Origin of the sequence: Alcaligenes sp. (assembly GCF_050255915.1) — a bacterium.
Lineage (GTDB): Bacteria > Pseudomonadota > Gammaproteobacteria > Burkholderiales > Burkholderiaceae_B > Alcaligenes > Alcaligenes aquatilis.
This window is the reverse complement of sequence record NZ_JBFWIQ010000007.1, coordinates 234,024-259,877: the sequence shown is the minus strand read 5'-3', so window position 1 is coordinate 259,877 and position 25,854 is coordinate 234,024. Positions and strand designations below refer to the sequence as shown.

The window sequence follows — 25,854 nt, the reverse complement described above, 5'->3', positions numbered from 1 at the left end:
AGCGCCGCGACCGCGTTTTCAACTCTTGCAAGACGTTTTCAAGGGCCATCCGGTTACTTCCGGCCATTTCCCGGTTCTTCCGGGATTTATCGTCCCTTCTCTCTAGGGAATATGGTGGTTCTGTTCAGCCTCCTGCCATTTAGGTAATAAAAAAGCCTAGAACGAATTTTTATCCTAACAAAAAAATTACAAACTTCAAGCATTAAACAGCATATTCAGTGTTTACCCTGTACAAATAGAAACACAAGCAAAACAGGCTCTTCACACAGCAACAGGGGATTTTTCAAGTTCTTTGTATTGAATTTAAAAACACCCATAAAAACATGAGACTTGGCCTTGCCAGACCGGTGATAGGCATAAAAAAAGCTCTCGCAAGGAGAGCTCTTTTTCACAGGTCTGGACGGGCCTGCCGCCTCAGGAACGTCGGGCCATGGCCAGGATCACACCAAAACCTATCATCATGCTGCCGCTAATACGGTTCACCCAACGCAGGCCACGCGCATTTTGCATCACGCCTGACAGACGCGTGCCCACATAAGCATAGGCTGCAATCGCGATCACTTCCAGCAGCAGGAAAATCACGCCCTGTGTCAGGAAGCTGGACCAATAATTATTCATATCCACAAACTGCGGGAAAAAAGCGGTGAAGATCAGAATGGCTTTAGGGTTACCCATCGCCACGAAGAACTCCTGGCGTACCAAACCCCAGACATCACTCTTGTTCAGTTTTGTTTGTTCAGCGGACGATTTACCACTGGCACGCAGCACCTTAATGCCCAGCCAAATCAAGTATGCCGCCCCCGCGAACTTGACCACGGTAAAGGCCGTTTCCGAGACCATCAACAAGGTTCCCATCCCCAAGGCTGCCACCACAATCATGATGGCAAAAGCGACCAGACGCCCCATAGCCGCCACCAGGGCAGTCGATATCCCTTGCTTGGCCCCTACCGTCATGGACAGCAGATTATTGGGACCAAAGGCCATATTCAGGGCAAAACAGGCGGGTAAAAACAACCAGAACACATTAGAACTCATGGCAAACCTAAATACCTCTAGGGGCTTCTCGACAGGATGTCAGCCCTACTTTAACGAAACCAAAGAGTATACCCGTCGACAAAAGCACTGTTTTAACCAGCACTACCTCTTCGGCTATATGGGTGTCCCCAAAATACAACTACCATAAAGCAAAAAACCCGCCAAGGCGGGTTTATAAAGAATCCAGCAAACAGTTTATTGTGCTGTTTTTTGTGTCTCTTTAATCAGAGTCATGGAGTTTTCCATCGTCTTCCGACTAATCTCAGCGGCATCATCTATATAGGTCTGATTACCCCAACGAGTCACTTTCCCCTCTACGAAAGTCACCACTAAACGGTCTTGCGCAAGAGTTTCATTATCAATAGGCGTAAAGCCGATAATCGCCGGGTTCCAGAAAATCCAGCGCTCGCGATCCTCATTTACATCTGTGCGACGTGGCTCGCCCATTACGGCTCGCACTTCCGATTTATTCATCCCAATGGCTAAATCTATCGACTTCCGGTTGTAATCAACACGCGCAGCGCATCCAACCATAAAGACAGATAGCATCACCACGGCTAGCCACTTGAACATATAGACCTCCCCGAAAGTAAAAGTCAAAGCATAACAAAGCACAGGTAATAAGCCTATCAACTCATTATGCTATTGACTCACTTTTTGACTTCCAGCCCTTCAGGTGGCTTTAACAGGATCCTAATTCAGGCTTTACCTCTATTATTACGCCACCGCAGTCAGCGACATTTTGCCTGCCTGACGTAACGACACCATAAACACCAGGAAAGCCAACATCGCCACGACACCCGGCACAGCAAAGGCCATGAAGTTCATCTGCAAGGGCAACTTGGCCGCCATCAGCGTGCCGCCCAGAAAAGGCCCGGCAATGGCACCGATGCGCCCCACGCCTGACGCCCAGCCCAAGCCCGAGGAACGCATGGACAGGGGGTAAAACTGTGCCGTATTGGCGTACAGCAGGATCTGCGTACCAATGGTGGTGGCGCCGGCGATCACGATCAACACGTACAGCACCAGAGTCGGGCTCTTGAAACCCAGCAAAGTGATGGACATGGCCGATACCAGGAAGAACCAGGCGACCACTTTAGGCAAGCTGAAACGATCTCCCAGCCAACCACCCAAAATCGCACCAAACATGCCGCCCAAGTTCAAGGCCACCAAAAAGGACAGGCTGGAACCCAGACTGTAGCCCGCGTTAGCCATTAGCTTTGGCAGCCAGGAGCCCAGGGCATAGACCATCAACAGGCAGCAGAAAAACGCTACCCAGATCATCAAGGTGCCCAGCAAGCGTCCTTCTTTAACCAGATCCAGCATGGGCACGCCCGTCTGTTTCTGTTCATTTAAGGTCAAATTGGTATCTTGAGACACGCCCATTTCAGGGGCCAAGGCCTGCACAATACGACGTGCTTTTTCCTCTTGCCCTTGGCGTATCAAAAACGTCAGCGACTCCGGCAATTTCCAGACAATAAAAGGGAGCAGCAACAGCGGAATGGCCGCGCAGAAAAACATGGACTGCCAGCCAAAGCGCGGCAGCATATAGATGCCAATCGCCGCCGACAACAGGCCACCCAATGAATAGCCACTGAACATGATCGCCACCAAGGTACTACGCGAACGTTTAGGCGAATATTCATTCATCAAGGCTACGGCATTGGGCATCAAGCCCCCACAGCCCAAGCCGGCCAGAAAGCGATATACCCCAAACTCGGTTGGTGAGCTGGCAAAGCCATTTAGAAATGTGGCCAGGCTGAACAAGGCAAAGCAGATCGTCACGCCTTTTTTACGGCCAATCCTGTCTGCCAACGGCCCGAACACGAAGGCGCCAAACATCATGCCAAACAAGGCGTAACTACCCAAGGCTCCGGCTTGCACCGGCGTCAAATTCCACTCGTCCATCAGCACCGGCAAGACCACGCCGTAAATAAACAAGTCATAACCATCGAATATCAACAACAAGGCACACAGGCTCATCACCATCCAGTGAAAGCGCCCAAAGCGCGCCTGTTCAATCACTGCATTAACGTCTACTGTTTTCATGATTTGTCTCCCCCATATGGAGTTTTTTGTATTGATGTCATTCGCTGTACCAGCCGCCTGCATCGCTTGATCAGCCCTGATCGCCGCCTCCTACTGGCAAGACAGTGCCGGTGATATACGACGCCTCGTCCGAGGCCAAAAACAAAATGCTGGCGGCCTGTTCATCCAGGTTGCCGTAACGCTTCATCAAACTGCTGGCCACGGTTTGATCCACAATCTGCTGATACCAGATCGCTTCCTGGGGATCTTCTTGGGTCTGGGTATTGCGGGGAATGCGCCGTGGCGGTGCCTCGGTTCCGCCGGGTGAGACGGCATTGACCCGAATGCCGCGCTGGGCATTCTCAAACGCCAAGGAGGCGGTCAAGGCATTGACGCCGCCTTTGGCCGCCGCATAAGGCACGCGGTTGATGCTGCGGGTCGCAATCGAGGACACATTCACAATGGCCCCGCTGCCCTGCTTCTGCATGCTGGGCAACACGGCATGACAGGACCACAGGGTTGGAAACAGAGAACGACGAATCTCGGCTTCGATCTGCGGCGGCGTGTAGTGTTCGTAAGGACGCGTCCAGATCGTACCGCCGACGTTATTGATCAAAATATCAATACGCCCCCACTTATCCAGTGCCGCCTGGGCCGCGGCCTGCGCACCCTCAACGGTTTCCAAATCCACTTCCAGCGTCAAGACCGCCTCGTCGGCCAGTTCCCGCACCAGTTCCGAACGGTCTACCGCCAACACCCAAGCCCCTTCGGCCTGCAAGCGCTCGGCAACGCGACGGCCAATGCCTTGGGCCGCGCCCGTCACAATGGCCACTTTTTGATGAAAACGCACAGGCGCAGTCATGATCTTTCCTTATAGGAATCATCCAGCACAGCACGCCCCGAAAAGGGGCGCCGCTTGAATGCATTTATTGGCTGGTGATGAATTTTTCGTAGTAGAAATTCGCGGGAGCATGAGCTTGGGCATCAATGAACTGGCTGACGGCATCCACCATGGGTGGCGGCCCGCACAGGTACACATCCACCTGTCCTTCATACCAATGCGCCAGATCCAGATGCTGAGTCACGTAGCCTTTGCGTTCGTGGCGGGATTCTGGGTCCACCACGCAGGTGAGGTAGCTGAATCCGGGCAAGCGCTGGGTATAGGAATCCAGCTCCGCCAGCATCACCAGATCCTGATCACGCGTGACGCCATAGACCAGATGCACAGGCTGCGTACAGCCTTGCCGGACCAGGACTTCCAACATGGACAAGAACGGAGCCAAGCCTGTGCCACCGGCCAGGAACAACAAGGGGCGCGTTACCTGACGCAGATAAAAACTGCCCAAAGGCCCGGTCATTTCCACCTGCTGGCCTAGCGGCTTCGCCGCCAGCCAGGAACTCATCAGGCCGCCCGGCACTTGCTTGATAAGAAAACTCAAACGCGGCTCTCCCGGCGCAGAGCTGAAGGAATAGGAGCGATGCGCCTGCCCGCCGGGCACCGTGATATTCACGTACTGCCCAGGCAGGAAAGGCAAGGCGTCATCAGCCGCATCAATCTTCAGTTCGTAAGCCGCATCCTCATACTGACGGCATTCCGATACCTGCCCCTGCCACTTGGCCACGGCGGTCTTGCACACACCCGATGAAATCGGCACGGCAATCACGCAATCCGACTTGGGAATCATCTGGCAAGTCAGAACCAAACCTTTGTCCGCTTCCTCTTGCGTCAGGGCATCCTCGATATAGTCATCGCCCTGCTCATACTGACCACTTTCGGCCTGACATTTACAGGTGCCGCACACCCCGTCCGAGCAATCCATAGGCAGATTGATCTGGTGGCGATACGCGGCATCCAGCACTTTTTCGTGTTCACCACAGTCCACGAAACGGGTGACGCCGTCCTCAAAATTAAGCGCAATACGATAGCTGTTCACGACTGGACCCCCGCTTTAAATGTGATACACATCAATCACTTGACGGATGTAGTCGTTTTTGAGCACCACCTTCTTTTGCTCAATCAACCAGCCCTGCTCCTGACGTGACAAAGTCAGATAAATCGTGCCGAAGAATTGATCCGTCACCCGGTAGCGATGGTTCAGTGTCAAAAAGTTGTAGCGGACGTCCACCTGCCCCTCACGCTCGGCCAGAATCTCGATATTGCTGAGCATATGAGCGGTACGCGGCTCGGGCGTGGAGGCACCGGAGCGCTCGGTCTTGATGCGGAATACCCGATCCTCCAGACCATTGCGGTTGGGATAAAAAATCAAGGAAATCTCGCTGTGCGGATCTTCGGTCAGTTGATCATCATCGTCCCAGCAAGGCATCCAGTATTGGGCGTTAGGGCTATAGCACTCCAGCCATTCATCCCACTGGCGGTCATCCAGAAAACGGGCTTCGCGATACAGAAAAGCGCAAATAGAGTGATAAGTCGCGTTCATGGCTTAGGCCTCCCCGCTTTCTGCGTTCAGTGCCTGGCTCATGGTCTTGGCCCAGTACTCGTGCTGGCAGACAAACAAGCCTTCATCTTCGCTTCGCCCGCCACTGATCAAGGGCTTCATGCCCATGGCGGTAGCGTTCTCGTCCGGGCCTTGCACCCACAAGGGTGCACCTCGGCTCAAGTCATTCCAGGGAGCGGCCATTGCGGCATAGCCTTCCTGACAGGCGCGGAATTCCTCCAGATCGTCTGCCGTCCCCATGCCGGACACATTAAAAAAGTCTTCGTATTGGCGGATACGGATGGCACGCTGCTCCGCACTTTCACCCTTAGGGCCAAAGCAGTAAATCGTGACTTCTGTCTTGTCCACACTGATAGGACGCGTTACCCGAATCTGGGTAGAGAACTGGTCCATCAGATACACGTTCGGGTACAGACACAGATTGCGGGTCTGGTTGACGATGAACTCGGCACGTTCCTCGCCCAGACGCTGTTTCAGTTCTTCGCGGTGCTCATAGACCGGGCGCACGGTTGGATTCATGGTCTTGGTCCACAGCAGGATATGGCCGTAATCAAAGCCATACACACCGCCCAGGCTTTTGCTCCAGCCATTCGCATCCACCGCTTGCGTCCCACCCTCCTTGCGGCGCCCCATGGTGGCGGCGTAATTCCAGTGCACGCTACTGACGTGATAGCCGTCCGCCCCGTTTTCCATCTGCAACTTCCAGTTGCCGTCGTAGATATAGGAAGAATTACCGCGCAGCACTTCCAGGCCTTCAGGGGCTTGGTCCACGATCTGGTCGATGATGACCTTGGTTTCACCCAGATACTCGTCCAGAGACACCACATCCGGATTCAGGCTGCCAAACAAAAAACCGCGATAGTTCTCAAAGCGTGCGACATGCATCAAGTCATGCGAGCCGTCGGTATTGAACTGCTCGGGATACTGGGTGTTTTTCTCGTCCTTGACCTTGAGCAACTTGCCCGCGTTATTGAAGGTCCAGCCATGAAAAGGACAGGTGAAGCTGCCTTTATTGCCATGTTTGCGGCGGCACAGCATGGCGCCCCGGTGAGCACAGGCATTGATAAAGGCATTCAAGCCACCGTCTTTAGCGCGTGTCAGAACGACAGGCTGGCGGCCAATATAGGTCGTGAAGTAATCATTCACCTTGGGCAGTTGGCTTTCATGGGCCAGGTAGACCCAATTGCCTTCAAAAATATGCTTCATCTCCAGTTCGAACAGATCCGGATTCGTGAAGATGTCACGACGGCAGCGATACACGCCTGTTTCTTTGTTTTCTTCCAGGGCAGTATCAAGCAAGCACCTGATATCGTTGGTTTTATCCATAAGGACTGACATAGTGTGGCCTTTATGAGAGTGGCAGCCGTCCCTGCCCATGCCCATGACGGCATAGCAAGTACGTGTGATAGAAAAGAAAAATCGCTCCGGATTGAGGCCGGACTGACTCGTGGCAGCGTGTTACTGGCTTGGCCTTGAGCCTGATTCAAGCCCGCCAGCAAGACCATCGGGCTGGTCTTGCCCAGCCCGTTTTATCTAAAAACCTGGGGCTGTTCTGCATGGTTTTCATTACAGTCTTTGGATGCTCGAGCTTCCAATACCATATTGGTCCCGCTTCATAGCAAAATGCTATAGTTTGTTTTTTTATAAATAAAATCAGACACTTGCATCACCCACAAAACAAAACCTATCGTTAACCCTAAAGCTTGTCAGGTATATGCTTGAGGCTTGGATGGTCGAGATAGGTGATATATTGGTCCGGGTTTTCTGGACCTGGACCACAGGCATGGACTTGAAACAAATCCGCTATTTTGTTGCGGTCGCCCAAGCGCGCAATTTCACGCGTGCTGCCGAACAGTTACACATCGCCCAACCTGCACTCAGCAGGCAGATCCAGTTGCTGGAACAAGAGCTCAATGTGCTGCTGTTATCACGTGAGAGCCGCCCCCTGCAACTGACCGAGGCAGGCCGCATCTTTTACGAACAATCACTGCAATTGCTCAATCGTGTAGAAGTGATGAAGGCGGCAACCACCGAAGTCGGTCTAAATCAGCGTCCGCAATTGTCGATTGGCTTTGTCGCTTCCACTTTGTATGGTGGCCTGCCTATCCTGATTCAGAAGTTTCGCCACGCCTATCCGGATATCCGCTTTCACTTTCTGGAGCTGACCTCCAGCCAGCAAATTGCCGCCTTGCGCGCCGGACGGATTGATATCGCTTTTGGGCGTGTGCGCATCCATGACAGCGCGGTCTGTCGCACCGTTCTGCGTGAAGAACGCCTGGTGCTGGCGATCCCGCCCAAGATTGACTTGGCCAAGGACCGGGGGCCAGTGTCCTTGCAAGTCATCGCTGATCACGCCTTTATTGTGTATCCCAAATCCCCACGCCCCAGCTTTGCCGATCATGTACTGAACATTCTGCACGACAACGCCGTTTTCCCCTCCGAAGTACACGAGGTTAAGGAACTGCAAACGGCCATGGGACTGGTTGCAGGCGGTGTCGGCTTATGCCTGATTCCTTCCGCCGCCCAGATACGCAGCGATCTTGTGTACCGGCTGATTGACGATGAGAAAGTAACCTCGCCCATTATTTTCAGCCACAGAAAAAACGACAACTCCTGGTATATCGCCCAGATGCATGCGTTTATCGAAGAAATGTATGCAGAAAAGCCGCCCTGGCTAATTCCAGGGCACAGTGCTTTGAGCAATGGTCCTGCCTGAATAGCGCGACGAAATCCAATAGATGCCATATCAGTGTCATATATTATTTAGCTTAAATAATATATGGCGCCTTTCGAAATTAGAGATAAAGGCATTTTAAAAAATAAGCATAAAACCGTAATACAGTTTCAATTACAAAAAAAGTAGGGTTTTCGACTTAGCATTCCGGTTTATCATCTTGCTAAAGTAATAAATAAAAATTGCCCTCAAAAACAATGCGCAAAACCTAACTCAGTATTTTCGGCAAAGGTGCTTATCAATGGACGATATAAAAGCATTTGCTTTAAAAATATTTCAATCACAAGCCTTCAGCCAATTCATCGGCGCTGAGCTGGTGACATGCTCTAAGGACAGCGCCGAACTGGCACTCGCTGTTCAGGATCATCACAAACAGCAACATGGATTTGTTCATGGTGGCGCAATCAGTTACCTGGCGGACAATGCCATCACTTTTGCTGGGGGGCTTGCACTGGGCGGAAACGCATTAACCGTAGAATTTAAAATCAATTACATCCGGCCAGCGATTGGCACTCGTTTGGTCGCCAAAGCGCAAGCACGTAGTGCAGGAAAGCGCATGGCAATTTGTCAATGCGAGGTTTACGCCATTGATGGCGAGTCCCAAAAACTATGCGCTCTGGCCCAGGGAACAGTGGTTCCGGCCACGTAAACTCCTTGAACTGACTCCCCCCAAAAGCTTGGCTTCATATCAGGGCACGGCGAACAGCGATAGCCCGGTATAAAGGGAAAGATAATGCGGCACGATGCACAGTTACAACTACTGGATACGCTTCTCGCACTTCATCGCACAGGCCGGGATCAGCCCATGCTTGATCGTGTCGTGCAACTTCCGGTGAATATTTATACAGACCCCGATATTCTGGAAAAAGAAACGAGCAGTGTATTTCGGCATTATCCGATGCTGGTTGGGCACGCTTCACGCATTCAGGAACCAGGTAGTTATTTACTGAGTGATTGGGATTCATTCCCGTATGTCATCGTGCGAACTCAAGAAGGCCATCTGCGCGGGTTCCTTAATATCTGCCGTCATCGTGGCGCGCGCCTCGTTGCTGGCACGGAACCGTGTCTGAAGGCTTTCGTCTGCCCTTTTCATGGATGGTCCTATGACTTGGACGGCAAGCTTAAAGGAGTGACAAAACCCTATAATTTTCCGGATCTCGATAAGCACGCGTTTTCATTGATCGAACTGCCCGTCGCGGAGCGGGCCGGTCTCATCTGGATTCACCCCACGCCAGGCGCAACGATAAATCTGGACCACTTTCTTGGCTTTGTCGGCAAGGACCTCGATCATTTCGGCCTGAAGGAGCTTGTGCCTTACCGCAAGTCCCAAATTATCAAAGAAGCGAATTGGAAACTGTTGATCAAGACCTATCTTGAAGGCTATCACGTCCCTTATCTTCACCGCGATACGCTGTCACATGCCTTTCGCAAGGGCGTTATCGCCCACCATGAATATGGGCCACATATTCGCTTGGCGGCGGCGCGAACCAACTTTCAGGAAATAGTGAATGTGCAGGCGGACCAGCGGCGTATTCTTGATTTCGCATCGGTTTACTACTCTATTTTCCCGCACGCTTTTTTTATTATGCATCCAGATTACGTGTCCATTAATCTGTTCTATCCAGAGGCACCGAATCGAACCATCTGGACACATGAAATGTTGTATCGGCCCGAGCAGTTTCACGGAGAAGCGGGCATGAAGGCGCTAGAAAAACGTTTCAGCTATACGAATGATGTCGTATTCGATGGAGAGGATTTCGCCATAGCCGAAGGCGTGCAACGGGGTTTGGTACATGGAGGCAATGTCATGCACACACTAGGGCTCGAAGAGGGGCTGCTGGCCATATTTCAACAAAATATTGAAAATGCGCTCATGGCGCACCCGTCGAGCCCTTTCATTGCCAAAGAGCCCGACTGATGGAAATTCCTAGCCCTTAAATACGCTTGAACAAGGCCGAGCGCACCTTGCCGCTTGCCCCATCTGCCGCTGTCAGAAACTGCTCCATGTGAATGTCACGCTCAAAAAGACGGCTTTGCATCAAGGTGGAGATCGCCGCTTCGATCATGGGCGGCGGTCCACACAAATAGGCTTTATTGCCTGAACAGCGTTGCTCAAAGAACTGCCCCACTGCCTCATGTACAAAGCCCACAAAGCCTTCCCAGGCATCTTCCGGCAAGGGCGCATTCAAGGCCGGAATGTAGTGAAAATTGTCATGCTTTTCAGCTAGCTGATAGAAATGATCGGCGTGATACAGCTCGGCTTTATTGCGCGCCCCCTGGAATAGATAAATAGGACGGGTATCGCCCTCTTCCAGCAAATCCATAATCATGGATTCGGGGCTGGACAGGCCCGAGCCACCGGCGATGAAAATCGCGCCTTGCGGGTCGGACTTGCGCACAAAGAACTGACCATAAGGGCCGGACACATCCAGAGACTGCCCCACTTCCAGTTCCTCGTGCAGCCAGGTCGTGCCTGCGCCCCCTTCCACCTTGCGTACGTGCAAATCGATAATGCCGGCCATGGACGGCGGATTCGCAATGGAGAAAGCACGGGTACTGTCGATGGACGGCACCTGCAGGTTGATGTACTGCCCGGCCTGGAACGCCATCGGACGATCCAGTTCGAGGCGGATGTGCTTGATCGTGGGCGACAAGTCTTCAATCAGGACGACCTTGCCCTGATAATCCTCGACGGGCAGCCCCTGAAAATCCGGGTCCACGTCCACATCGGCCTCGATGACCATATCGGATTCGGGCAGGCAGCAGCAAGCCAGCAGCTTGCCTTCGTCCCGCTCCGAATCCATCAGGGCAAAGCTGGACGCATCGCCTGCGTCTGCATAACCTTCCAGCACCTGCACCTTGCAGGTGCCACAGGTTCCATGTCCACAGGCAAAAGGCAACCAAACCCCTTGTCGCAACGCCGCGTCCAACAAGGTTTGTCCGTCTTCCACCTCGACCACATCACCTGTGGGTTCTACGGTTACCTGATACGTCATTGCTGCCTCCGCCTCTTATACGCCCGTACCCTTGTAGCCATTCAGGCCAGGGGTTTTGAAACGCAACAAGGATTTGTGATCAAAGCCCTGGGCACCCAAGGTGTCGTTCGGGTTCAGTTCAACCGCCTCGCCATTCAGATTCCATTGCACCTTGCTCCACTCGATCTGTTCGAAGTCAGGGTGCTGGGCAAAGCCGGCCGGCATCAATTGCTGAATCAGTTGCGACACCGTCATGTCGGGCTGAACCAGAAAAGCCTTGGCTGAGCAGAACAACAAGTGCTCATCCCAACCGATGTACAACAACATGCTTTCGCCGTAATGCGATTTCTGATCGCGCGCGTAGCCTTGGTAGTCCGGGGTAATTGCAGTAACTGCCATCTTGATCTCCAATTTTTTTAGGTCGTGGCCGCGCCCGCCGGGGGCGCGGTCCTTTGTCTCGTGTGACTAGGCCGTCACTCCTTTCCATTCATTCCAGCGCGCTTGATCCACCGAACCCTTGAAGTCCATATTGTCGACACCCACGTTCAGCTGGTAGTAGTCGCTCAGGATCTTCTCCAGCTCAGGACCACCGCAGCCGCCTTGCAGGATCTGGTTCACCGGCAGCCAGGCCTGGATGTACTTTTCAGGCTCGTGCTCGAAAATGTCGCGGCAGCCATCCGAGCACGTGTGGTAACGCTCGCCCTTGTACTGACTTTGGCGATAGGTAATTTCGTCGGGCTTGTCCATGTCGGTAAAGGTCATGGGCACCTGGCATACCTGGCAAAGTTGTGGCAGGCCACTGGAATAGAAACGCTTGCCTTCGGCTTCCATCTTTTTGGCCATTTCCCAACGTGGGCGGTAGTACTTGTCGAACGTATCGGGGTACTTGGCGCTCAGCCAATCCAGTTCCTCGTCGCTGGGGATCCAGGTGTGGAAACCGGCAGCATGGCCGAAGTTGTAGAAAATCCACCAGGCTTGGTGCGAGATGTGCTCTTTCTCTTTCTCGATCACATCGCTGTACTTGGGCATGCGAATGCCATAGCGGGCCAGATCCTTGAACAATGCGCCACCGGCCTGCTCGAAATAGACCTCCCAAGCCTCTTTCCAGGACATGACCTTGTTGGGAAGCATATAGTCCATCATCATGGCCACCACGGACAGCAGGCGGGTGCCGCGCCAGAACCATTTGTCGATCCATTCCTGCACAATCGGCACGTTGTCCTCGTGCTGCTCCAGCAGGAACTTGATCACTTCCAGACCCAGCGTCATGTGGCGTGCTTCGTCAGACTGCGAGCTGAAGCCGAAAGTCACGGTGGCCATGTCGCCGTTGTAGGCCGCACCCGACATAAAGGGCACAAACAGCAAGTTGGTCAGCACATACTCGAAGGAGAAGCTGATTGCCAACAGAAATTCAAAGGGGCCTGCAGCACGGGCATCTTCAAAAAAAGACTTGGGCACGGACAGGTACCAGACGCGGTCGTGCATATGGCTCCAGTCCTGGAAGCCATTGAAAAACTTGTTGTAGTGGCTCATGGCGTGAACCTGCGTCTGGACGTGACGCAGCTCGTCAATCGACTGCATCTGGCACGCAATACGTGCGCCAATGCCGCTGAATTGACGTCCCACATGGGAGTAGCCCTGGTAAGCCTGGTATTCCAACGGGGTCACCGCCGTCAGGAACACCTTGATCGCGTTCAGATAACGCGGATCGGAAATATTCATCTGGCCATTGTTCTGCGCGAAGGCATCAAAAATGGCGTACAGCTTCTTTTCTTTTTCAGCCTGGTACTTCCAGTACGCGTCCATTGTCAGACGGAACGGATCTTCCCATTTGGACCAGTCGGTAATCTTGATTCCCTCGAACTCCTCGTAGGGGAAGGCGTCCTTGCGATCCTGATAGCTGAATTCCCAGTCCAGATCACGCGTCAGATAACGATATTTGTCTTTGATATTTAGTTTTTTCGTGGCCATATTGCCCCCTTTTCTGATTTAGCTGTTCCAGTGCAACAACAAGCGGTCTTCATCTTCATCCACATTGCCACCCAAGGTGATCAGATTCAGATGCAGTTCCTGCATGTCCCACTGCTGCCCGTACTTTTCTTCCACGGTCTCGCGCTTGACGGTCAGTTGGCCCACGCACTCAATGCGAATCATGGCTGGCTGATAAATCACCGTGGCGTCCGGGTTGTCTTGCTCGATGGCCTCGACGATGTAGCGCGACATGTCGTTGTCTTGCAGACCGATATAAACCTTGGATTTCATCAGGCCTCTCCCCCCAGGCTCAGGCCTGCTTTTGTGACGCGTTTGGCAATGGTTTCCTGCACTTGTGCCCAGACTTGATCCGCCTGGTCGGCAAAGGCAGCCTGGATGTAGGGCATGAAGGCGGCTTGCACTTGCGGCAGCCACTGATCCAGCCAGTTTTGCAATTGCTGCTTGTTTTGCTCGCTTTCAGCAACGGCAATCTTGAAGACACTATCGCTCCAGTTGGACAGGTCTTTATGACAATCCAGCATGAACTCCAGCAGCATATCCAGATCGCGGCCGCCTTCCTTGGCCAGATCCGCCACCAGCCCCTGATACACCACTTGATGCACCACGGTGTTGATCAGCAAGGACTGCACCAGCAGCAGTTCAAACCAGTCTTTCTGAACCAGCGTTTTTTCGCACAAGGCACGCAGACCTTGCCAGGCCGCATCCTGCATCCAGGCCTCTTTGGCCTGGCTCAGGGAATCGGCACTATTGCCATCAATCAGCAGGCCAATACGGGAGACGTATTGCGCCATACCCAGCGCGTCCATCCCGGCATAGAGACAGGCTTGGGTAATAGTGGTGCCATACCCATAGGCCGAGCCGGACATGAAGTTCAGATTGGCGGTTTGCTCGATGTGGCGCAAAGGCAGCAGCAAACGGGTGACCTTGACTTTGACCTCCTCGCTCAGGTACTGGGCCAGATCACGCTTTTCAAAAAAGCCGTAATTGGTTTCAGCCGCTTCCTGCATGCGGGCACGGTTTTGCACGTAAGCACCGTAGTAGAACTGACGGGGGTCACGGAACACATACCAATCCTTCATCTGGATGGCGGTATGCGTGGGGTCATTCAGGGTCTTGTCCGGCATCCACAGGGGCCGGTAATGAAAGTTGGCCGTCGCCTGGGCATCGTATGTCGCTTCCTGGTAGCGGGTAGCCGGCTTTTCACCAAAGCGGCGAGCCACGTTGGCGAAGGTTTGCCGCACGGGCTGCAAACTGGCCGTTTTAATTTCTAATGTCATCCTCTTGTTCTCCTGAATAAAACCTACTGGGCTTCAGCCTGACGGCTGTTACCGACCAAAGTGTCATAACCAAAACGCCATTTTTCTTCGTTCTCGTCATTGACCCGCATTTGCTCCTCGCTCATGGGCTGGACATTGTTCTGCAGGCAAAACTGCTCAAATGCCGCCGGTGGCATGACCAGCTCCACAAACAGGTCCGGCTGACCAATAGCAAAATCAAATTCCACAAAGCGGGCATTGGCCGGACTGCGCACGCGTACGTACTTTGTCAAAGTGGGCAAGCTCGTGTCTGACATCGGTTCTCCTCCTGATCAAGCTGTTGCATGAGTGTCCACAGCCTGTTCATAGCAAACTGCGTGCCAACTTTATGTTTGAAGGATTTAACCCTTTAGGATTAAAGAGATAGAGGTGGCGGCAGTCAGATACCCTGCGCTGCTGAGCGGCTGGCTCAACAGAAAATTGATCATTTGATCAAGTGCTTAGCGCCGTTTTCATCAAATGCTGAGTTAGGGTAAAGCCCTAGAAAAAACCGTTTTATCCGTCCTCTGGACACTATTCTGTTTTCCTTGAGTCACCAGAAAGACAGGCGGCATACTGATTTTTAAAACACCCAAAACCACAATAAGAAACAACAGATGGAGACAGCCATGGGGGCTACGGAACTCACACTGCCATTAAGTCAGGACCTGATCGACGCCATTCGCTTTGATGCCCGTGAAGGAAAAATATGGTTTGGCGAGCAGCGCATGCTTTTGCTGCATGCCAGCGGTTTTGGCCAGCTACGCAAGGAGCTGATTGCCTCTTTGGGCAGCGAGCGCGCCAAATACTTTCTGATGCGCTTTGGCTACCACGCCGGCATGAAAGATGCTGAAGTGTCCCAAAAAGTGCGCCCGGACCTGTCATTGAAAGAGACCTTTCTGGCCGGCCCACAAATGCACACCATTCGCGGCATGGTCAAAGTGGTGCCTACTTCGCTGACCTTTGATCGCGATGCCGGCCAGTACTACGGCGAATTTGACTGGTTTGATTCCTACGAAGTCAGCAATCACCAGAAAGAGCACGGCCAATCCAGCGAGCCGGTCTGTTGGAGCTTGCTTGGGTATGCCAGTGGCTACACCAGCTTCTATATGGGCAAGAGCATCATCTACAAAGAAACCCAATGCGGCGCCATGGGCCACAGCCACTGCAAGATCGTGGGCAAGCCTGCCGAAGAATGGGAAGCGGATGACCCCGAGATTGACCGCTTCATGCTGCCTGACCCGGTTCAGGACGAACTGTTTGCCTTGCGATGTGAGCTGGTGAAGTTGCGCGAACAGGAGTTCAAACACTCCAGCGCCAACTTCACCTTGCCCAACTCCATTGGCCAGTCCGCCGCCTACCAGGCCGCCTGTCATCTGCTGGAAAAGGCGGCACAAAGCAAAGTCTCCGTGCTGCTGCTGGGGGAAACCGGCGTCGGGAAAGAAGCCTTCGCGCGCGGCCTGCACGCCGCCAGCGATCGGGCAGATCAGCCCTTTATTGCAGTGAACTGTGCGTCCATTCCCCCGGAGCTAATTGAGTCAGAACTATTTGGTGTCGAGAAAGGTGCTTATACCGGCGCGCATAAATCCCGCCCCGGTCGCTTTGAGCGTGCCCAGAGTGGCACCATCTTTCTGGATGAAATCGTGGAGCTATCGCCCCGGTCCCAGGCCGCCCTGCTCCGTGTCTTGCAGGAACAGGAGCTGGAGCGCGTCGGTGATGAAAACATCCGCCATATCGATGTACGCGTCGTGGCCGCCACCAACGAAGATCTGGCCGAGGCCGTACAAAAAGGCACTTTCCGTGCCGACCTGTACTATCGCCTGAATGTCTTTCCCATCCACATCCCGCCGCTGCGTGAGCGCAAGGAAGACATTCCGTTACTGACCGAGTATTTTCTGAACAAGTACTCCAGTCTGTACAAAAAGCACGTGCTGGGGGTGAGCGACCGCAGCCGGGAATTGTTGATGCAGTACGACTGGCCAGGCAATATCCGCGAGTTCGAGAACATGATCGAGCGCGGTGTCATCCTGACCGAACACAATCATGAAATCGAAACCCACCACCTGTTTCCGCAACAGAAAAGTGCCTTACAGTATCTGAGCAGTTTGAACACGCAAGGCTTTATGGCCAAAGAGCCCTGTTTCAGCGCGCACCAGACGCAATATCTGGAGGATCTGTTGGAAACGCCCTTCAATCTGGATGATCTGGAAGAGCAAATCATCCAGCTAACCCTGAAAAAGACGAACGGGAATATTTCAGAAGCGGCGCGCAGGCTGGGGCTGACTAGGCCTGCTTTGGCATATCGGCTGAAAAAGGTGGCGATGCCAGCGTAAACAGCACCAGCGCCTTGCCCTGCCAGGCGCTCACCTTAACCAAATATATGCTGCCCTTGTAGCAGCCTTGCTCCTATGCCTGCGGCACCCAAGGCAAGCAAACCGATCAAAATGGCGTAAAGCGCCGTTAGATACCAGCCCAGTCGTTTACCAATACCTTGATTTGCCATCGGTAAGCCGCAACAAACACGGTCATAAGTGCGGCTCATGGCAAAAATCAAGCAGGAAAAACACAGACCCAAGGCGGCAAATACATAATTGATCAACGCGAATTGACGCTGCGGGTTAGCAAACCCATCCACTAAAAACACCAAAGCCAGGAGCAAGGCTAACAAGGACAGCCCTAGTCCTGACACGGTGGCAGCACAATGGAAAAATACTTGTCTTTGACGTTCCACGATTTATCCCAACAAGCTGGCAGCGCCATCGCCAAACACGGCGCGTCAAGAGCCCATGCACACAGAAGCGGCAAGCACCTTGACCTCGCTATAGCGACCCTGACTTGTCTTGACCATGACGCATGTCTGGGTGGCACGATTCCACCAGGTCGTACTTAAACCTTTTGTTTTTACTGCGACATACCCTTCTCTTTGCAGCCTCATTTCTCCCCCCGCCGCACGGGCATCCTGAAGGCTGAGCGGGTCAAACTCCGACGTGTGGCTCTGCCCAGACTGCACGGCCTGCACCTGAATGACCGAACCGTCTTGGCTAATGAGCGCCTCGTGGCTGTGAATCACGCTATCTTTGCCGATCACCACCACATTGCCCGAGGCTTTCAGCGAATCCGCCCCCAGCATTTCAATGCTGTCCGCCTGCACATGGACCCGCCCTAAACGGGCATTTTCTTGTCCGTTGGCAGCGAGAGCCGATGCAGACACCCACAGCAGGCCCACGGTCAGCGATATACGTAACATCGTCATTATTTTCCTTTCGTATTTCTCATACAAGCGTTAAGAGTCCATTAACTCGACAAGGTTCCTTGATCCGAGTCATTGCCTGGCTTGTCGGTCCCAATAGAACCCACATCAGCGGCACAACACTGGCCTGATTTCTTCTACCCACTACAATGGAGGCTTATCAAGGAGTCTTATGTTGGAATTTCAGCCCCGTGAACGGGCGTATTTATCTGGTATCCGTGCCCTGTCTCAAGATCAGGACGACAATGAAGTGTTTGTGGGTATGACCGTAGCCGAGTCCATTTGGTACGCAAACTACGTAGCGCAGTCATACAAAGGGGATGTAGCGCGAGGCGATGAGGCCGAAGCACATTACCTGGCCCTGCATGATCAACACGAACAGGCACGCCGTGCCGTACTGGCATCAGAGTCTGTGCTGCAATCGTTCGACACAGCCGCTCAGTCTTCCTGAGCACATCGCGACACTCTCCAGGCCGGGCAAGCATGTCATTAGCCCTGTTTCATCAAGCCTGGTTTGCTCGCCCATAAAAAAGCCCGCCCATTTTCAACAGGCGGGCTTTTTTTATGAAGACGGGCCCCAGCCTCTGCTGCGCTTGGCTTGGCTTGGCTTGGCTTGGCTTGGCTTGGCTTGGCTTGGCTTGGCAATCATCAAACTAGCTGCCGTGCAAAGGTACAAGCTACAGACGCAGCTCCTTGGACAAAAAGGTTTGCACTCGCTGTGGCCGGCCCTCCAGATCACCAAAGAAGACATCCGTGGGTACGTCCTCCAGAATCTGGCCCTGATCCATGAAAACCATCCGGTCCGCCACTTTGCGGGCAAAGCCCATTTCATGGGTGACGCACATCATGGTCATACCCTCTTGCGCCAAGCTGACCATCACATCCAGCACCTCGTTGACCATTTCCGGGTCCAAAGCCGAGGTAGGCTCGTCAAACAACATGCAGACCGGGTCCATACACAAGGCCCGTGCAATGGCGACACGTTGTTGCTGCCCACCCGACAAGCTGGCCGGATAGCGATCCGCCATCGCCTTCAGGCCCACCCGATCCAGGTACAGCAAGGCCCGTTCGGACGCTTCATCACGACCCCTGCCCAGCACTTTACGTTGTGCCAAGGTCAGATTGGCCAAGACATTCAAATGCGGAAACAGCTCGAAGTTCTGAAACACCATCCCAACCCGGCTGCGCAGTTCCGGCAGATTCGTCGCAGGATCGCCGACGGAAACGCCGTCCACCAGAATCGTGCCTTGCTGGAACGGTTCCAGACCATTGACGGTTTTCAACAAGGTGGACTTGCCCGAGCCCGAAGGCCCGCACACCACCACCACTTCCTGACGGTCCACCTGGGCCGTACAGTCCTTAAGCACCTGAAACGTGCCATACCACTTGGAAACACTATCGATACGGATCATTTGCCATCCAGTCGCAGATGTTTGTCATAACGTCGGGCCACCCGATTCGCAATCAACTCCAGCGTTGCGCAAATCACGTAGTACATCAGCCCGACAAACAAGAAGATTTCAGAGGGGTGAACCATGACCCGATTGCTGACCTGAGTGGCAACAAAAGACAATTCCGCCACGCCAATGACATAAGCCAGCGAGGTGTCCTTGATCAAAGCAACCCACTGATTAATAAAAGAAGGCAACATCACCGGCAAGGCTTGCGGCAGAATGATGGACGTCATGATTTGAACAGTATTCAGGCCCAGCGCCCTGCCCGCTTGCCATTGCCCCGCCGGCAAGCTGCTGATGCCCGCTGACACCGAATGCGCCAGATACGCACCACCAATCAAAGACAAGGCGCAGACCACGGTAAACAGGCCCGGCACATCCACCTTGAACAGAATGGGCAGCAGAAAGTACACCCAGAAAATCAACATGATCACAGGGATGGCACGGAAAAAGCCCAGAAACAGCAGCAATGCGGTATGCGCCACGCCGCGTGTCAAAACCAGGGCTACCCCAAAAACCAGCCCCAGAACGGCCGACAAACTAGCCGAGAGCACGCTTAACAAAAGCGTCAGCGCCGCCCCTCCTAAAGGGCCGTGCGGATACGCCCCCACCAGGAAGTACAGCAGGTTGTCATGAATTACGTCGAAGTTCATTACAGCCCACCTCGCACTTGCAGGCGATGGCGTTGCAAGCACTGCCCTCCCACCTCCACCAGCATGACCAACAAAACATACAGCAGCGTGGCAATCCCAAAGGACTGGAAGGTCTTGAAGGTTTCCGTTTCCACCTGACGGGAGGCATAAGAGAGCTCGGCCAAGCCAATGGCCATGGTCAGCGAGGTGTTCTTGATGACATTCATGTACTGCCCGATCAGCGAGGGAAAGGTATTGCGCAAAGCCTGCGGCATCACCACATAGCGCCAGACCTGCATGGACGACATACCCAAAGAAGCGGCAGCGGCCCATTGGCCTTTGCGCACTGCCCGCACGCCGGAGCGTAACTCTTCAGCTACAAAAGCCGTGGTGTAGATCGTCAAACCCACAAAAGCGGCCAGCATCTCGAAACTGGGCCACTGCACATCGAACAAGACCAGTTGCAAGATATGCTGAGTGTTCAACCATTGCACCAGCTCCGGCGGCATCAAGGCCGAGGCTCCGAAATACCAGAAGAACAATTGCACCAACAAGGGCGTATTACGGAACAGACTCAGATAAGCGCGCACCGGCCAGGCCAAGCAGGCAAAGGGCGACAGTCTGGCAATACACACCAGAAAGCCCAAAATAGTTGCAGCGAAAGAGACAACTAAAGAGAGCTGGATCGTGACCCAGAACCCTTGAAGCAACCAGCCCACATAGTGGGGTGCCAGCCAGAAATCAGAAGACGGCATAGCAAACACCAAAAAGCAGGATCAAGCGATCCCGCTGTTAAAAACACAAACAGAAAAAGGCCAGCCTGAACAGTCAAGGCTGGCCTGCAAGCACGTGATGACTTACTGTTGCTGACCGATGCGGTACAAGCGCTCTAGCGGGGTCTTGGATTGCGGGCCAAACCAGACGTCATAAATGGCTTGTGCCTTGCCCTGGGTTTCCAGCTCCAGCAAAGTTTCATCCACAAAAGACTTCAGTGCTGTCTCGCCTTTGGGGATACCAATGCCGATCAAGTCCTCGGAAATGCTGAAGGCCGGGATTTCATAGTTTTCCTTGTCCGGCACATTGGCCAGCAGACCGATCAGCTTGGGGCCATCCTGAGTAATGGCTTGCACATTGCCGTTACGCAAAGCGGTAAAGGCGAAGGGCGTATCGTCATAGGCAACCAGCTTGGCCTGGGGGTATTTTTCACGCAGGACGATCTCATTGACCGTACCTTTATCCACACCAATACGCAGCGAATTCAACTGCTCGGGAGAGGACAAGACGCCTTTCTTGGCCAGGAATTGCTGGCCTGATGCAAAGTACGGAATGCTGAAATCAACTTGCTTGGCGCGCTCTTCCGTGATGGTGAAGTTGGCCAGAACCAGGTCCACTTTATTGGACGTCAGCAACGGCACACGATTGGCCGGGTTGGTCGGCAAGACCTCCAGCTTCACACCCAGTTTATCGGCCAGAGCCTGGGCAAAATCCACATCCAGACCGGTGATCTGACGGGACTTCTGATCTACAAAACCAAACGGTGGGTTACTGTCAAAAGACGCTACTTTCAAGACATCCGTTTTCTTGATGTCATCCAGACGATCAGCCTGGGCCACGCCAGCCACCAACGCCAGGGTAAGGGTTGCGGCAATGCTTAAAAACGACTTCATGATAAACACATTCCGATAAAAAAATGGCACGTCCGATACATACCGTCGTGCCATTCGACCACAGCCACAAGCTATTCAAAACGATCTAATTTCCCCATGCTTATTACTAAAAACCCTAAGGGGATGCTCTGATTTATGCAGGTGTTGATCGAGCCATTACCGAATACGCGCTACTTGTTGGTCGGTACTACCTTTTGCACTGCGAAGCCTTGCGCGGCTGCGTAATCCAGCAATTCGTTCACGACCTGTGGATCAGCCTGTTTTTCCCTGGATAGCACCCAGAGATATTTCCTGTCCGGTGTCCCTACTAAAGAATATTGATAGTCCCCTTCCAGCTTCATGATCCAATAGTCGCCCCACACCATGGGGAACCAGGATAGCCATTTCGGCGCAAAGCGCACTTCCAATATCGCCGGATCAGCCGGCTCCACACTACGGGACAAACGCCCCTGCCCGATAGCTTCCTTCACTTCACCGTCCTTAGCCTGACAACGATTGGTGACCGTAATCGTCTTATCGGCTGCCATCACGTAATTAGCTTGCACATCACCGATGCACTCACGCTGAAAACTATTGGGCAAACGCGCCTGCTCGAACCAGGTACCCATGTATTTGTTCAGATCCACATTTTCCTGAGTTGCCAGATCAGCTTGAGAAGAGGCGCAAGCGACCAATAGTGCAGGCAGCGATAAAATAAGCATTCTTTTCATCATGGAGCACTCCTTATGCGTGGACCAGGATCGTGTTCCTGGAAGCATTCTTTAATAGCCATGGCAATGCAGGTTTGGCCAGATAAAACACCAGACTTGCACCAGCCAGCCCGATTATCAGGAAAACAACTTGATCACGTCTTCGCCCGTCATCTCCCGCGTTTTATTAGCAAATGCGTAGTTACCAGGTTTGTCATCAATAAAGACCTGCAGCTCAAACGGCCAGCTCCCACTATCCTTGAACAGACCAGCAGAGATGGCATGAAAGCCCCCTGCTTTGAGCTTGTAAAACAAATGGGTACCGCACACATCACAAAAACTGCGCTCCGCCCACTCTGAGGAGGCATAGGAACGCACGTGCTCCTCACCTTCGACCACGGGGGTTCCATGGGACTCCAGCGACAGGAACGGACCACCGGACCAATGGCGACAGATGCCACAATGGCACGCACTGACCGAAGGCTTGTCTTGCTGAACACGAATTGAAACGGCACCGCACAGGCATTTGCCGTGAATCATGGATTTGTCGTTTTCCATATGCGCCTCTTTTAGGTAGGTAGACACGTCATTCTAGCGGCTGAATCAGCCAATTACGGCAAGCCGATGTAAGACGTGTCCAAACCAGTGAAATCGCTCCATTTCCAGCTCAACCCTTGTCTTCCGACATAAAGCCCCAAGATACGACCCCGGTGCGTGAACACACCACCTCAACTGACTTTTTATGTGTTTATGAAGATGACTAAAAGCGCCCTTAATCCCCCCACTGTATTCAATTCTTTGCAATACGGTTTCAGCCAAGGTCTGGTTGTTACCGGCCAACGCCGTGTCATGTTGTCCGGACAAGTGGGTGTCGACGCCCAAGAGCAAACCGTCAGCGGTGGTATGCGCGAACAAACCGAAGCGGCACTGGACAATATAGAACGGGTTCTGGCCGAAGCAGGCGGCACAATCGACCAAGTCATTATGTTGCGAATTTTCATTCGGGAAGATGCCAGCTCGCCCCAAGAGCAAGATGCTATTGCAGCCGCATTGCTCAAACGCTTCCCGGTCAATCCCCCTCCTTCATCCTGGATTCTGATTCATGGTCTGGCCCGGTCGGAATGGTTGATCGAGATTGAAGCAGAAGCCATGCTGGATTAAGCCCAGGCTTTTTTGCACAACCTTGCCCGGCTCGCCTGGTCTGAGCCGGGCCACGGCAAGCAAGCCAACGCCAACCACATTCGCATACGTCGCGCGGCATGGGCGTGCCTTAGGCCATCCATCACATCCCTTACACACTAAACACTGAATCTCTTAACAAGAGACATTTAGACACATTGCTAAAACAGCGTTGCCCAAAAGAGCACAAACGGCGCAGCTATACTAAGCGACCGATTGTTTAACCTACAGGGGAAGTTCGTTTTGCATACCGTCATTAAAATCGCCGCCATGAGCAGTGTTATTGTTTTGCTGGCCGCCTGCGGCAGTGCCAAAGATGCCAATAAAAGCAATTTCAGCACGGCGATTCAAACGTATTTGGATACTCAAAAAGGGCTATGTGCTGCCATTCCGGCAAAGGGTTCGCCATTTACGCTATCCAATCGCGACACGATAGGCAGCAGTAAAAAACGGGCAGACGCCTTGGTGGAAGCCGGCTTACTGAGCAAGCGCGATACGGAAGTCAAAGCGATGTTCGGTGACAAGATGGAACCGGGCTCCGAGTATCAACTTACTGAAGTCGGCCAAAAATTCCTGGTTCCTAACGGGGCCAACACAATGGGCGGGCACGATGCCTTTTGCACAGGCAAATTTACCGTTGTGGCTGTAGACAACTTTACTGAGCCCAGCGACATGATGGGTGTCAAAGTCTCGCAGGTAAATTACCGCTTCAAACTGGAAGATGCAGAAGACTGGGCCCGATCCGAGGCGATCGGCGCCAATTACAGAAACTTTGCGGAGCGGGCAAAAGCCGAGGAAATCTCGGGCAAAGCCGCCCTGATTCTGACGAACGACGGCTGGATGCACGAGCGTTTGTTCAAACGCGGCTAAACCTTCGAGGTTAATGACAGCACAAGCCCCTACTTTTGGGGCTCGCGCTGTCACCTCATGCGCTGTCAAGCCGCCTGACTGCGGCAGGCAGGATTTATAGCCCCCAGTGCGCCAGGTCCGGATGACGAGAAAGTCGGCCAAGCGCCTGTTCAACAAGGTGCGCACAATCGAGCAAGGCTGCATCATGCCCTCGCGGGGTCATTAATTGAATGCCTGTGGGCAAGCCCTGCTCATCCAACCCGGTAGGCAGAGAAATGGCCGCCGCTCCCAGGAAATTGCCAGGACGCAGTAACTTACCCAATCCAGCATGCCGTACATCCTCGGGGTCCAACGCTTGGGCCACCTGATCGCAGGCGGGCATCAACAAGGCAGCCGAACCTTGCATCGCCTGTGCAAAAACCTGCATATCAGTCCTGCGTCTTTGCAAAGCGGCTTCATAAGATGCGCTATCAATCATCCCACCTGCCAAAATACGGTCCCGCACCACCGACCACAAGGCTTGCCGAGAATCAGCAGCGAGCTCGCCGTAATAACGATAGGCTTCATACGCGAGCACCGTTGAATTATCCTCTGCCATCCGAGCAAAAGATAAAGCAGGGGGTGGCGTCCACGTCTGCACTTCCAGGCCCGCCGCTTGCAGACGATCCAGCGTGCCCTGCCAATTCAATTGTGTCGCGCTGTCCAAGGTAGCGGGCCAGGCCTGGGCATCGAGCACAGCGATGGGGCTGTGTATCGGTGCCGCAGGTGCTCGCAGGGCAGCCACACAAGCGGCGGGCAAAACCAAAGTCGATGGGTCGGCAATGTCCGGCCCCGCCAATACCGCCGCCAGTTGGCGGGCATCGGCCACACTGCGGGCAATCGGCCCCAGCACATCCAGGGTCTCGGACAAGGGCAAGCTGCCTGCGCCACTGATCATTCCGCTCGAGGGCTTATAACCGACAAGGCCGTTCAGTGTGGCTGGCGCACGCACTGAGCCACCGGTATCCCCCCCCAGGGCGATGGGCACCAAACCGGCCGCTACCGCCACCCCACTCCCGCTGGACGAGCCACCCGGAGCGCGGGCTACCGCAGCATCCCACGGATTGCGTGCCGTACCCTGAGTCAGGTTTTGTCCGGACAAGCCGAAGGCGAACTCGGTCATTTTGGTTTTGCCCAGCACCACCATGCCTTGCGCCATCAGCGAACGCAGTACAGTCGCCGTCTCCGTGCTGATCTTGCCGACACGGCTTTGAGAGCCCAGGGTCGCCTCGGTTCCTTCCCATTGAACACTGTCTTTGACCGCAACGGGCACGCCATGAAAAGGCCCCAGCACGATGCCAGCAGCCAGTAGACGGTCAGCCGCGTCTGCTTGAGCCAAGGCCCGCTCGGCCATGATCACACTAAAGGCATTAAGTCCGGCAGCACGCTCGATACGGTCCAGAAAATAGGTGGCAACTTGCCGGGTACTTAATCGGCCCTGTCGAATCTCGAGACCGATCTGAAGAGCATCTCGAAAATGAAGGGCGACATCTTGTTTCAACATGGAGCTTCCTGAAAATCACACAGCCCGCCAAGCGGGCTGTACATGCCCGGCCTGACACCGGGCGAAACGGGCGCGA

The 25,854-nt window shown here is 53.6% G+C and carries 29 protein-coding genes; 7 read left to right on the top strand and 22 right to left on the bottom strand.

What is annotated here, in order from left to right; genetic code table 11:
* Positions 1-414 precede the first annotated feature (414 nt).
* The 7 genes from AB7E06_RS11375 to AB7E06_RS11345 all read right to left on the bottom strand — a co-directional run bounded on the left by AB7E06_RS11375 (position 415) and on the right by AB7E06_RS11345 (position 6,857).
* Positions 415-1,035, bottom strand: coding sequence for a LysE family translocator (locus AB7E06_RS11375; protein ID WP_427957031.1), 621 nt, complete (start codon positions 1,033-1,035; stop codon positions 415-417).
* Positions 1,036-1,230: 195 nt separating this feature from the next.
* On the bottom strand, positions 1,231-1,608 hold the full coding sequence (locus tag AB7E06_RS11370; RefSeq protein WP_108728705.1) for a cell envelope protein SmpA: 378 nt from the start codon (positions 1,606-1,608) through the stop codon (positions 1,231-1,233).
* Between the two features lie 144 nt (positions 1,609-1,752).
* Positions 1,753-3,084 carry an MFS transporter gene (locus tag AB7E06_RS11365; protein WP_427957028.1) on the bottom strand — a complete coding sequence of 444 codons (1,332 nt, stop codon included), beginning with the start codon at positions 3,082-3,084 and terminating at the stop codon, positions 1,753-1,755.
* 70 nt (positions 3,085-3,154) lie between these two features.
* On the bottom strand, positions 3,155-3,925 hold the full coding sequence (locus tag AB7E06_RS11360; RefSeq protein ID WP_108727415.1) for a 1,6-dihydroxycyclohexa-2,4-diene-1-carboxylate dehydrogenase: 771 nt from the start codon (positions 3,923-3,925) through the stop codon (positions 3,155-3,157).
* 64 nt (positions 3,926-3,989) lie between these two features.
* Entirely contained in the window at positions 3,990-4,997 is a 1,008-nt protein-coding gene (gene benC, locus AB7E06_RS11355) for a benzoate 1,2-dioxygenase electron transfer component BenC (protein WP_427957024.1), read from the bottom strand.
* A 15-nt stretch (positions 4,998-5,012) separates the two neighbouring features.
* Positions 5,013-5,501: a benzoate 1,2-dioxygenase small subunit gene (gene benB / locus AB7E06_RS11350; protein WP_094196558.1), complete on the bottom strand. Its 489-nt coding sequence runs from the start codon at positions 5,499-5,501 to the stop codon at positions 5,013-5,015.
* Between the two features lie 3 nt (positions 5,502-5,504).
* Complete coding sequence (locus AB7E06_RS11345; protein ID WP_427957020.1) at positions 5,505-6,857, bottom strand: Rieske 2Fe-2S domain-containing protein; 1,353 nt, start codon at positions 6,855-6,857, stop codon at positions 5,505-5,507.
* A 445-nt stretch (positions 6,858-7,302) separates the two neighbouring features.
* Here AB7E06_RS11345 and AB7E06_RS11340 point away from each other — a divergent pair, with 445 nt between their 5' ends.
* From AB7E06_RS11340 to AB7E06_RS11330, 3 genes are all read left to right on the top strand, one after another.
* On the top strand, positions 7,303-8,235 hold the full coding sequence (locus AB7E06_RS11340) for a LysR family transcriptional regulator (RefSeq protein WP_094198333.1): 933 nt from the start codon (positions 7,303-7,305) through the stop codon (positions 8,233-8,235).
* A gap of 259 nt (positions 8,236-8,494) precedes the next feature.
* Positions 8,495-8,902, top strand: coding sequence for a PaaI family thioesterase (locus AB7E06_RS11335; RefSeq protein WP_094196556.1), 408 nt, complete (start codon positions 8,495-8,497; stop codon positions 8,900-8,902).
* A gap of 156 nt (positions 8,903-9,058) precedes the next feature.
* Positions 9,059-10,171, top strand: coding sequence for an aromatic ring-hydroxylating oxygenase subunit alpha (locus AB7E06_RS11330; RefSeq protein ID WP_427957016.1), 1,113 nt, complete (start codon positions 9,059-9,061; stop codon positions 10,169-10,171).
* 16 nt (positions 10,172-10,187) lie between these two features.
* Here AB7E06_RS11330 and AB7E06_RS11325 read toward each other — a convergent pair whose 3' ends face one another.
* The 6 genes from AB7E06_RS11325 to AB7E06_RS11300 all read right to left on the bottom strand — a co-directional run bounded on the left by AB7E06_RS11325 (position 10,188) and on the right by AB7E06_RS11300 (position 14,793).
* Positions 10,188-11,249: an NADH:ubiquinone reductase (Na(+)-transporting) subunit F gene (locus tag AB7E06_RS11325; protein ID WP_094196554.1), complete on the bottom strand. Its 1,062-nt coding sequence runs from the start codon at positions 11,247-11,249 to the stop codon at positions 10,188-10,190.
* 15 nt (positions 11,250-11,264) lie between these two features.
* Positions 11,265-11,627: a phenol hydroxylase subunit P4 gene (locus tag AB7E06_RS11320; RefSeq protein WP_094196553.1), complete on the bottom strand. Its 363-nt coding sequence runs from the start codon at positions 11,625-11,627 to the stop codon at positions 11,265-11,267.
* Positions 11,628-11,693: 66 nt separating this feature from the next.
* Positions 11,694-13,199 carry an aromatic/alkene/methane monooxygenase hydroxylase/oxygenase subunit alpha gene (locus AB7E06_RS11315; RefSeq protein ID WP_094196552.1) on the bottom strand — a complete coding sequence of 502 codons (1,506 nt, stop codon included), beginning with the start codon at positions 13,197-13,199 and terminating at the stop codon, positions 11,694-11,696.
* An 18-nt stretch (positions 13,200-13,217) separates the two neighbouring features.
* Positions 13,218-13,490 carry an MmoB/DmpM family protein gene (locus tag AB7E06_RS11310; protein WP_094196551.1) on the bottom strand — a complete coding sequence of 91 codons (273 nt, stop codon included), beginning with the start codon at positions 13,488-13,490 and terminating at the stop codon, positions 13,218-13,220.
* Positions 13,490-14,497 (bottom strand): aromatic/alkene monooxygenase hydroxylase subunit beta, encoded by a 1,008-nt coding sequence (locus tag AB7E06_RS11305; RefSeq protein ID WP_427957010.1) that lies wholly within the window; start codon positions 14,495-14,497, stop codon positions 13,490-13,492. The genes AB7E06_RS11310 and AB7E06_RS11305 overlap by 1 nt, the downstream gene beginning before the upstream one ends.
* 23 nt (positions 14,498-14,520) lie before the next feature.
* On the bottom strand, positions 14,521-14,793 hold the full coding sequence (locus AB7E06_RS11300; RefSeq protein WP_094196549.1) for a phenol hydroxylase subunit: 273 nt from the start codon (positions 14,791-14,793) through the stop codon (positions 14,521-14,523).
* A 351-nt stretch (positions 14,794-15,144) separates the two neighbouring features.
* On the opposite strand from AB7E06_RS11300, the gene AB7E06_RS11295 reads away from it, so the two are divergent.
* On the top strand, positions 15,145-16,848 hold the full coding sequence (locus AB7E06_RS11295; protein WP_094196548.1) for a sigma-54-dependent Fis family transcriptional regulator: 1,704 nt from the start codon (positions 15,145-15,147) through the stop codon (positions 16,846-16,848).
* 35 nt (positions 16,849-16,883) lie between these two features.
* Here AB7E06_RS11295 and AB7E06_RS11290 read toward each other — a convergent pair whose 3' ends face one another.
* Positions 16,884-17,246, bottom strand: coding sequence for a hypothetical protein (locus AB7E06_RS11290; RefSeq protein WP_125277818.1), 363 nt, complete (start codon positions 17,244-17,246; stop codon positions 16,884-16,886).
* A 45-nt stretch (positions 17,247-17,291) separates the two neighbouring features.
* The gene (locus tag AB7E06_RS11285) at positions 17,292-17,768 is read right to left on the bottom strand and encodes a hypothetical protein (protein ID WP_094196546.1); all 477 of its coding nucleotides are present in this window, start codon (positions 17,766-17,768) and stop codon (positions 17,292-17,294) included.
* Positions 17,769-17,937: 169 nt separating this feature from the next.
* Between AB7E06_RS11285 and AB7E06_RS11280 the strand changes: the two genes are divergently transcribed.
* Positions 17,938-18,216 carry a hypothetical protein gene (locus AB7E06_RS11280; protein WP_094196545.1) on the top strand — a complete coding sequence of 93 codons (279 nt, stop codon included), beginning with the start codon at positions 17,938-17,940 and terminating at the stop codon, positions 18,214-18,216.
* Between the two features lie 226 nt (positions 18,217-18,442).
* Here the strand turns inward: AB7E06_RS11280 and AB7E06_RS11275 are convergent, their stop codons facing one another.
* The 6 genes from AB7E06_RS11275 to AB7E06_RS11250 form a co-directional block, all read right to left on the bottom strand.
* Positions 18,443-19,177 (bottom strand): amino acid ABC transporter ATP-binding protein, encoded by a 735-nt coding sequence (locus AB7E06_RS11275; RefSeq protein ID WP_094196543.1) that lies wholly within the window; start codon positions 19,175-19,177, stop codon positions 18,443-18,445.
* The gene (locus AB7E06_RS11270; protein ID WP_427957004.1) at positions 19,174-19,872 is read right to left on the bottom strand and encodes an amino acid ABC transporter permease; all 699 of its coding nucleotides are present in this window, start codon (positions 19,870-19,872) and stop codon (positions 19,174-19,176) included. The genes AB7E06_RS11275 and AB7E06_RS11270 overlap by 4 nt, the downstream gene beginning before the upstream one ends.
* The gene (locus AB7E06_RS11265) at positions 19,872-20,606 is read right to left on the bottom strand and encodes an amino acid ABC transporter permease (protein WP_094196541.1); all 735 of its coding nucleotides are present in this window, start codon (positions 20,604-20,606) and stop codon (positions 19,872-19,874) included. Before AB7E06_RS11265 ends, AB7E06_RS11270 begins: the two co-directional genes overlap by 1 nt.
* A 102-nt stretch (positions 20,607-20,708) precedes the next feature.
* A complete protein-coding gene (locus AB7E06_RS11260; protein ID WP_427957000.1) occupies positions 20,709-21,518 on the bottom strand; it encodes an ABC transporter substrate-binding protein in 810 nt (269 codons plus the stop codon).
* A 170-nt stretch (positions 21,519-21,688) separates the two neighbouring features.
* Complete coding sequence (locus AB7E06_RS11255; RefSeq protein ID WP_234354411.1) at positions 21,689-22,231, bottom strand: lipocalin family protein; 543 nt, start codon at positions 22,229-22,231, stop codon at positions 21,689-21,691.
* A 114-nt stretch (positions 22,232-22,345) separates the two neighbouring features.
* Complete coding sequence (locus AB7E06_RS11250) at positions 22,346-22,765, bottom strand: GFA family protein (RefSeq protein WP_094196539.1); 420 nt, start codon at positions 22,763-22,765, stop codon at positions 22,346-22,348.
* 198 nt (positions 22,766-22,963) lie between these two features.
* Between AB7E06_RS11250 and AB7E06_RS11245 the strand changes: the two genes are divergently transcribed.
* Both AB7E06_RS11245 and AB7E06_RS11240 read left to right on the top strand, forming a co-directional pair.
* Positions 22,964-23,368 (top strand): RidA family protein, encoded by a 405-nt coding sequence (locus AB7E06_RS11245; protein WP_094196538.1) that lies wholly within the window; start codon positions 22,964-22,966, stop codon positions 23,366-23,368.
* A gap of 261 nt (positions 23,369-23,629) precedes the next feature.
* Positions 23,630-24,256, top strand: coding sequence for a hypothetical protein (locus AB7E06_RS11240; protein ID WP_230018316.1), 627 nt, complete (start codon positions 23,630-23,632; stop codon positions 24,254-24,256).
* Between the two features lie 94 nt (positions 24,257-24,350).
* Here the strand turns inward: AB7E06_RS11240 and AB7E06_RS11235 are convergent, their stop codons facing one another.
* Complete coding sequence (locus AB7E06_RS11235) at positions 24,351-25,778, bottom strand: amidase (RefSeq protein ID WP_427956995.1); 1,428 nt, start codon at positions 25,776-25,778, stop codon at positions 24,351-24,353.
* Positions 25,779-25,854 lie beyond the last annotated feature (76 nt).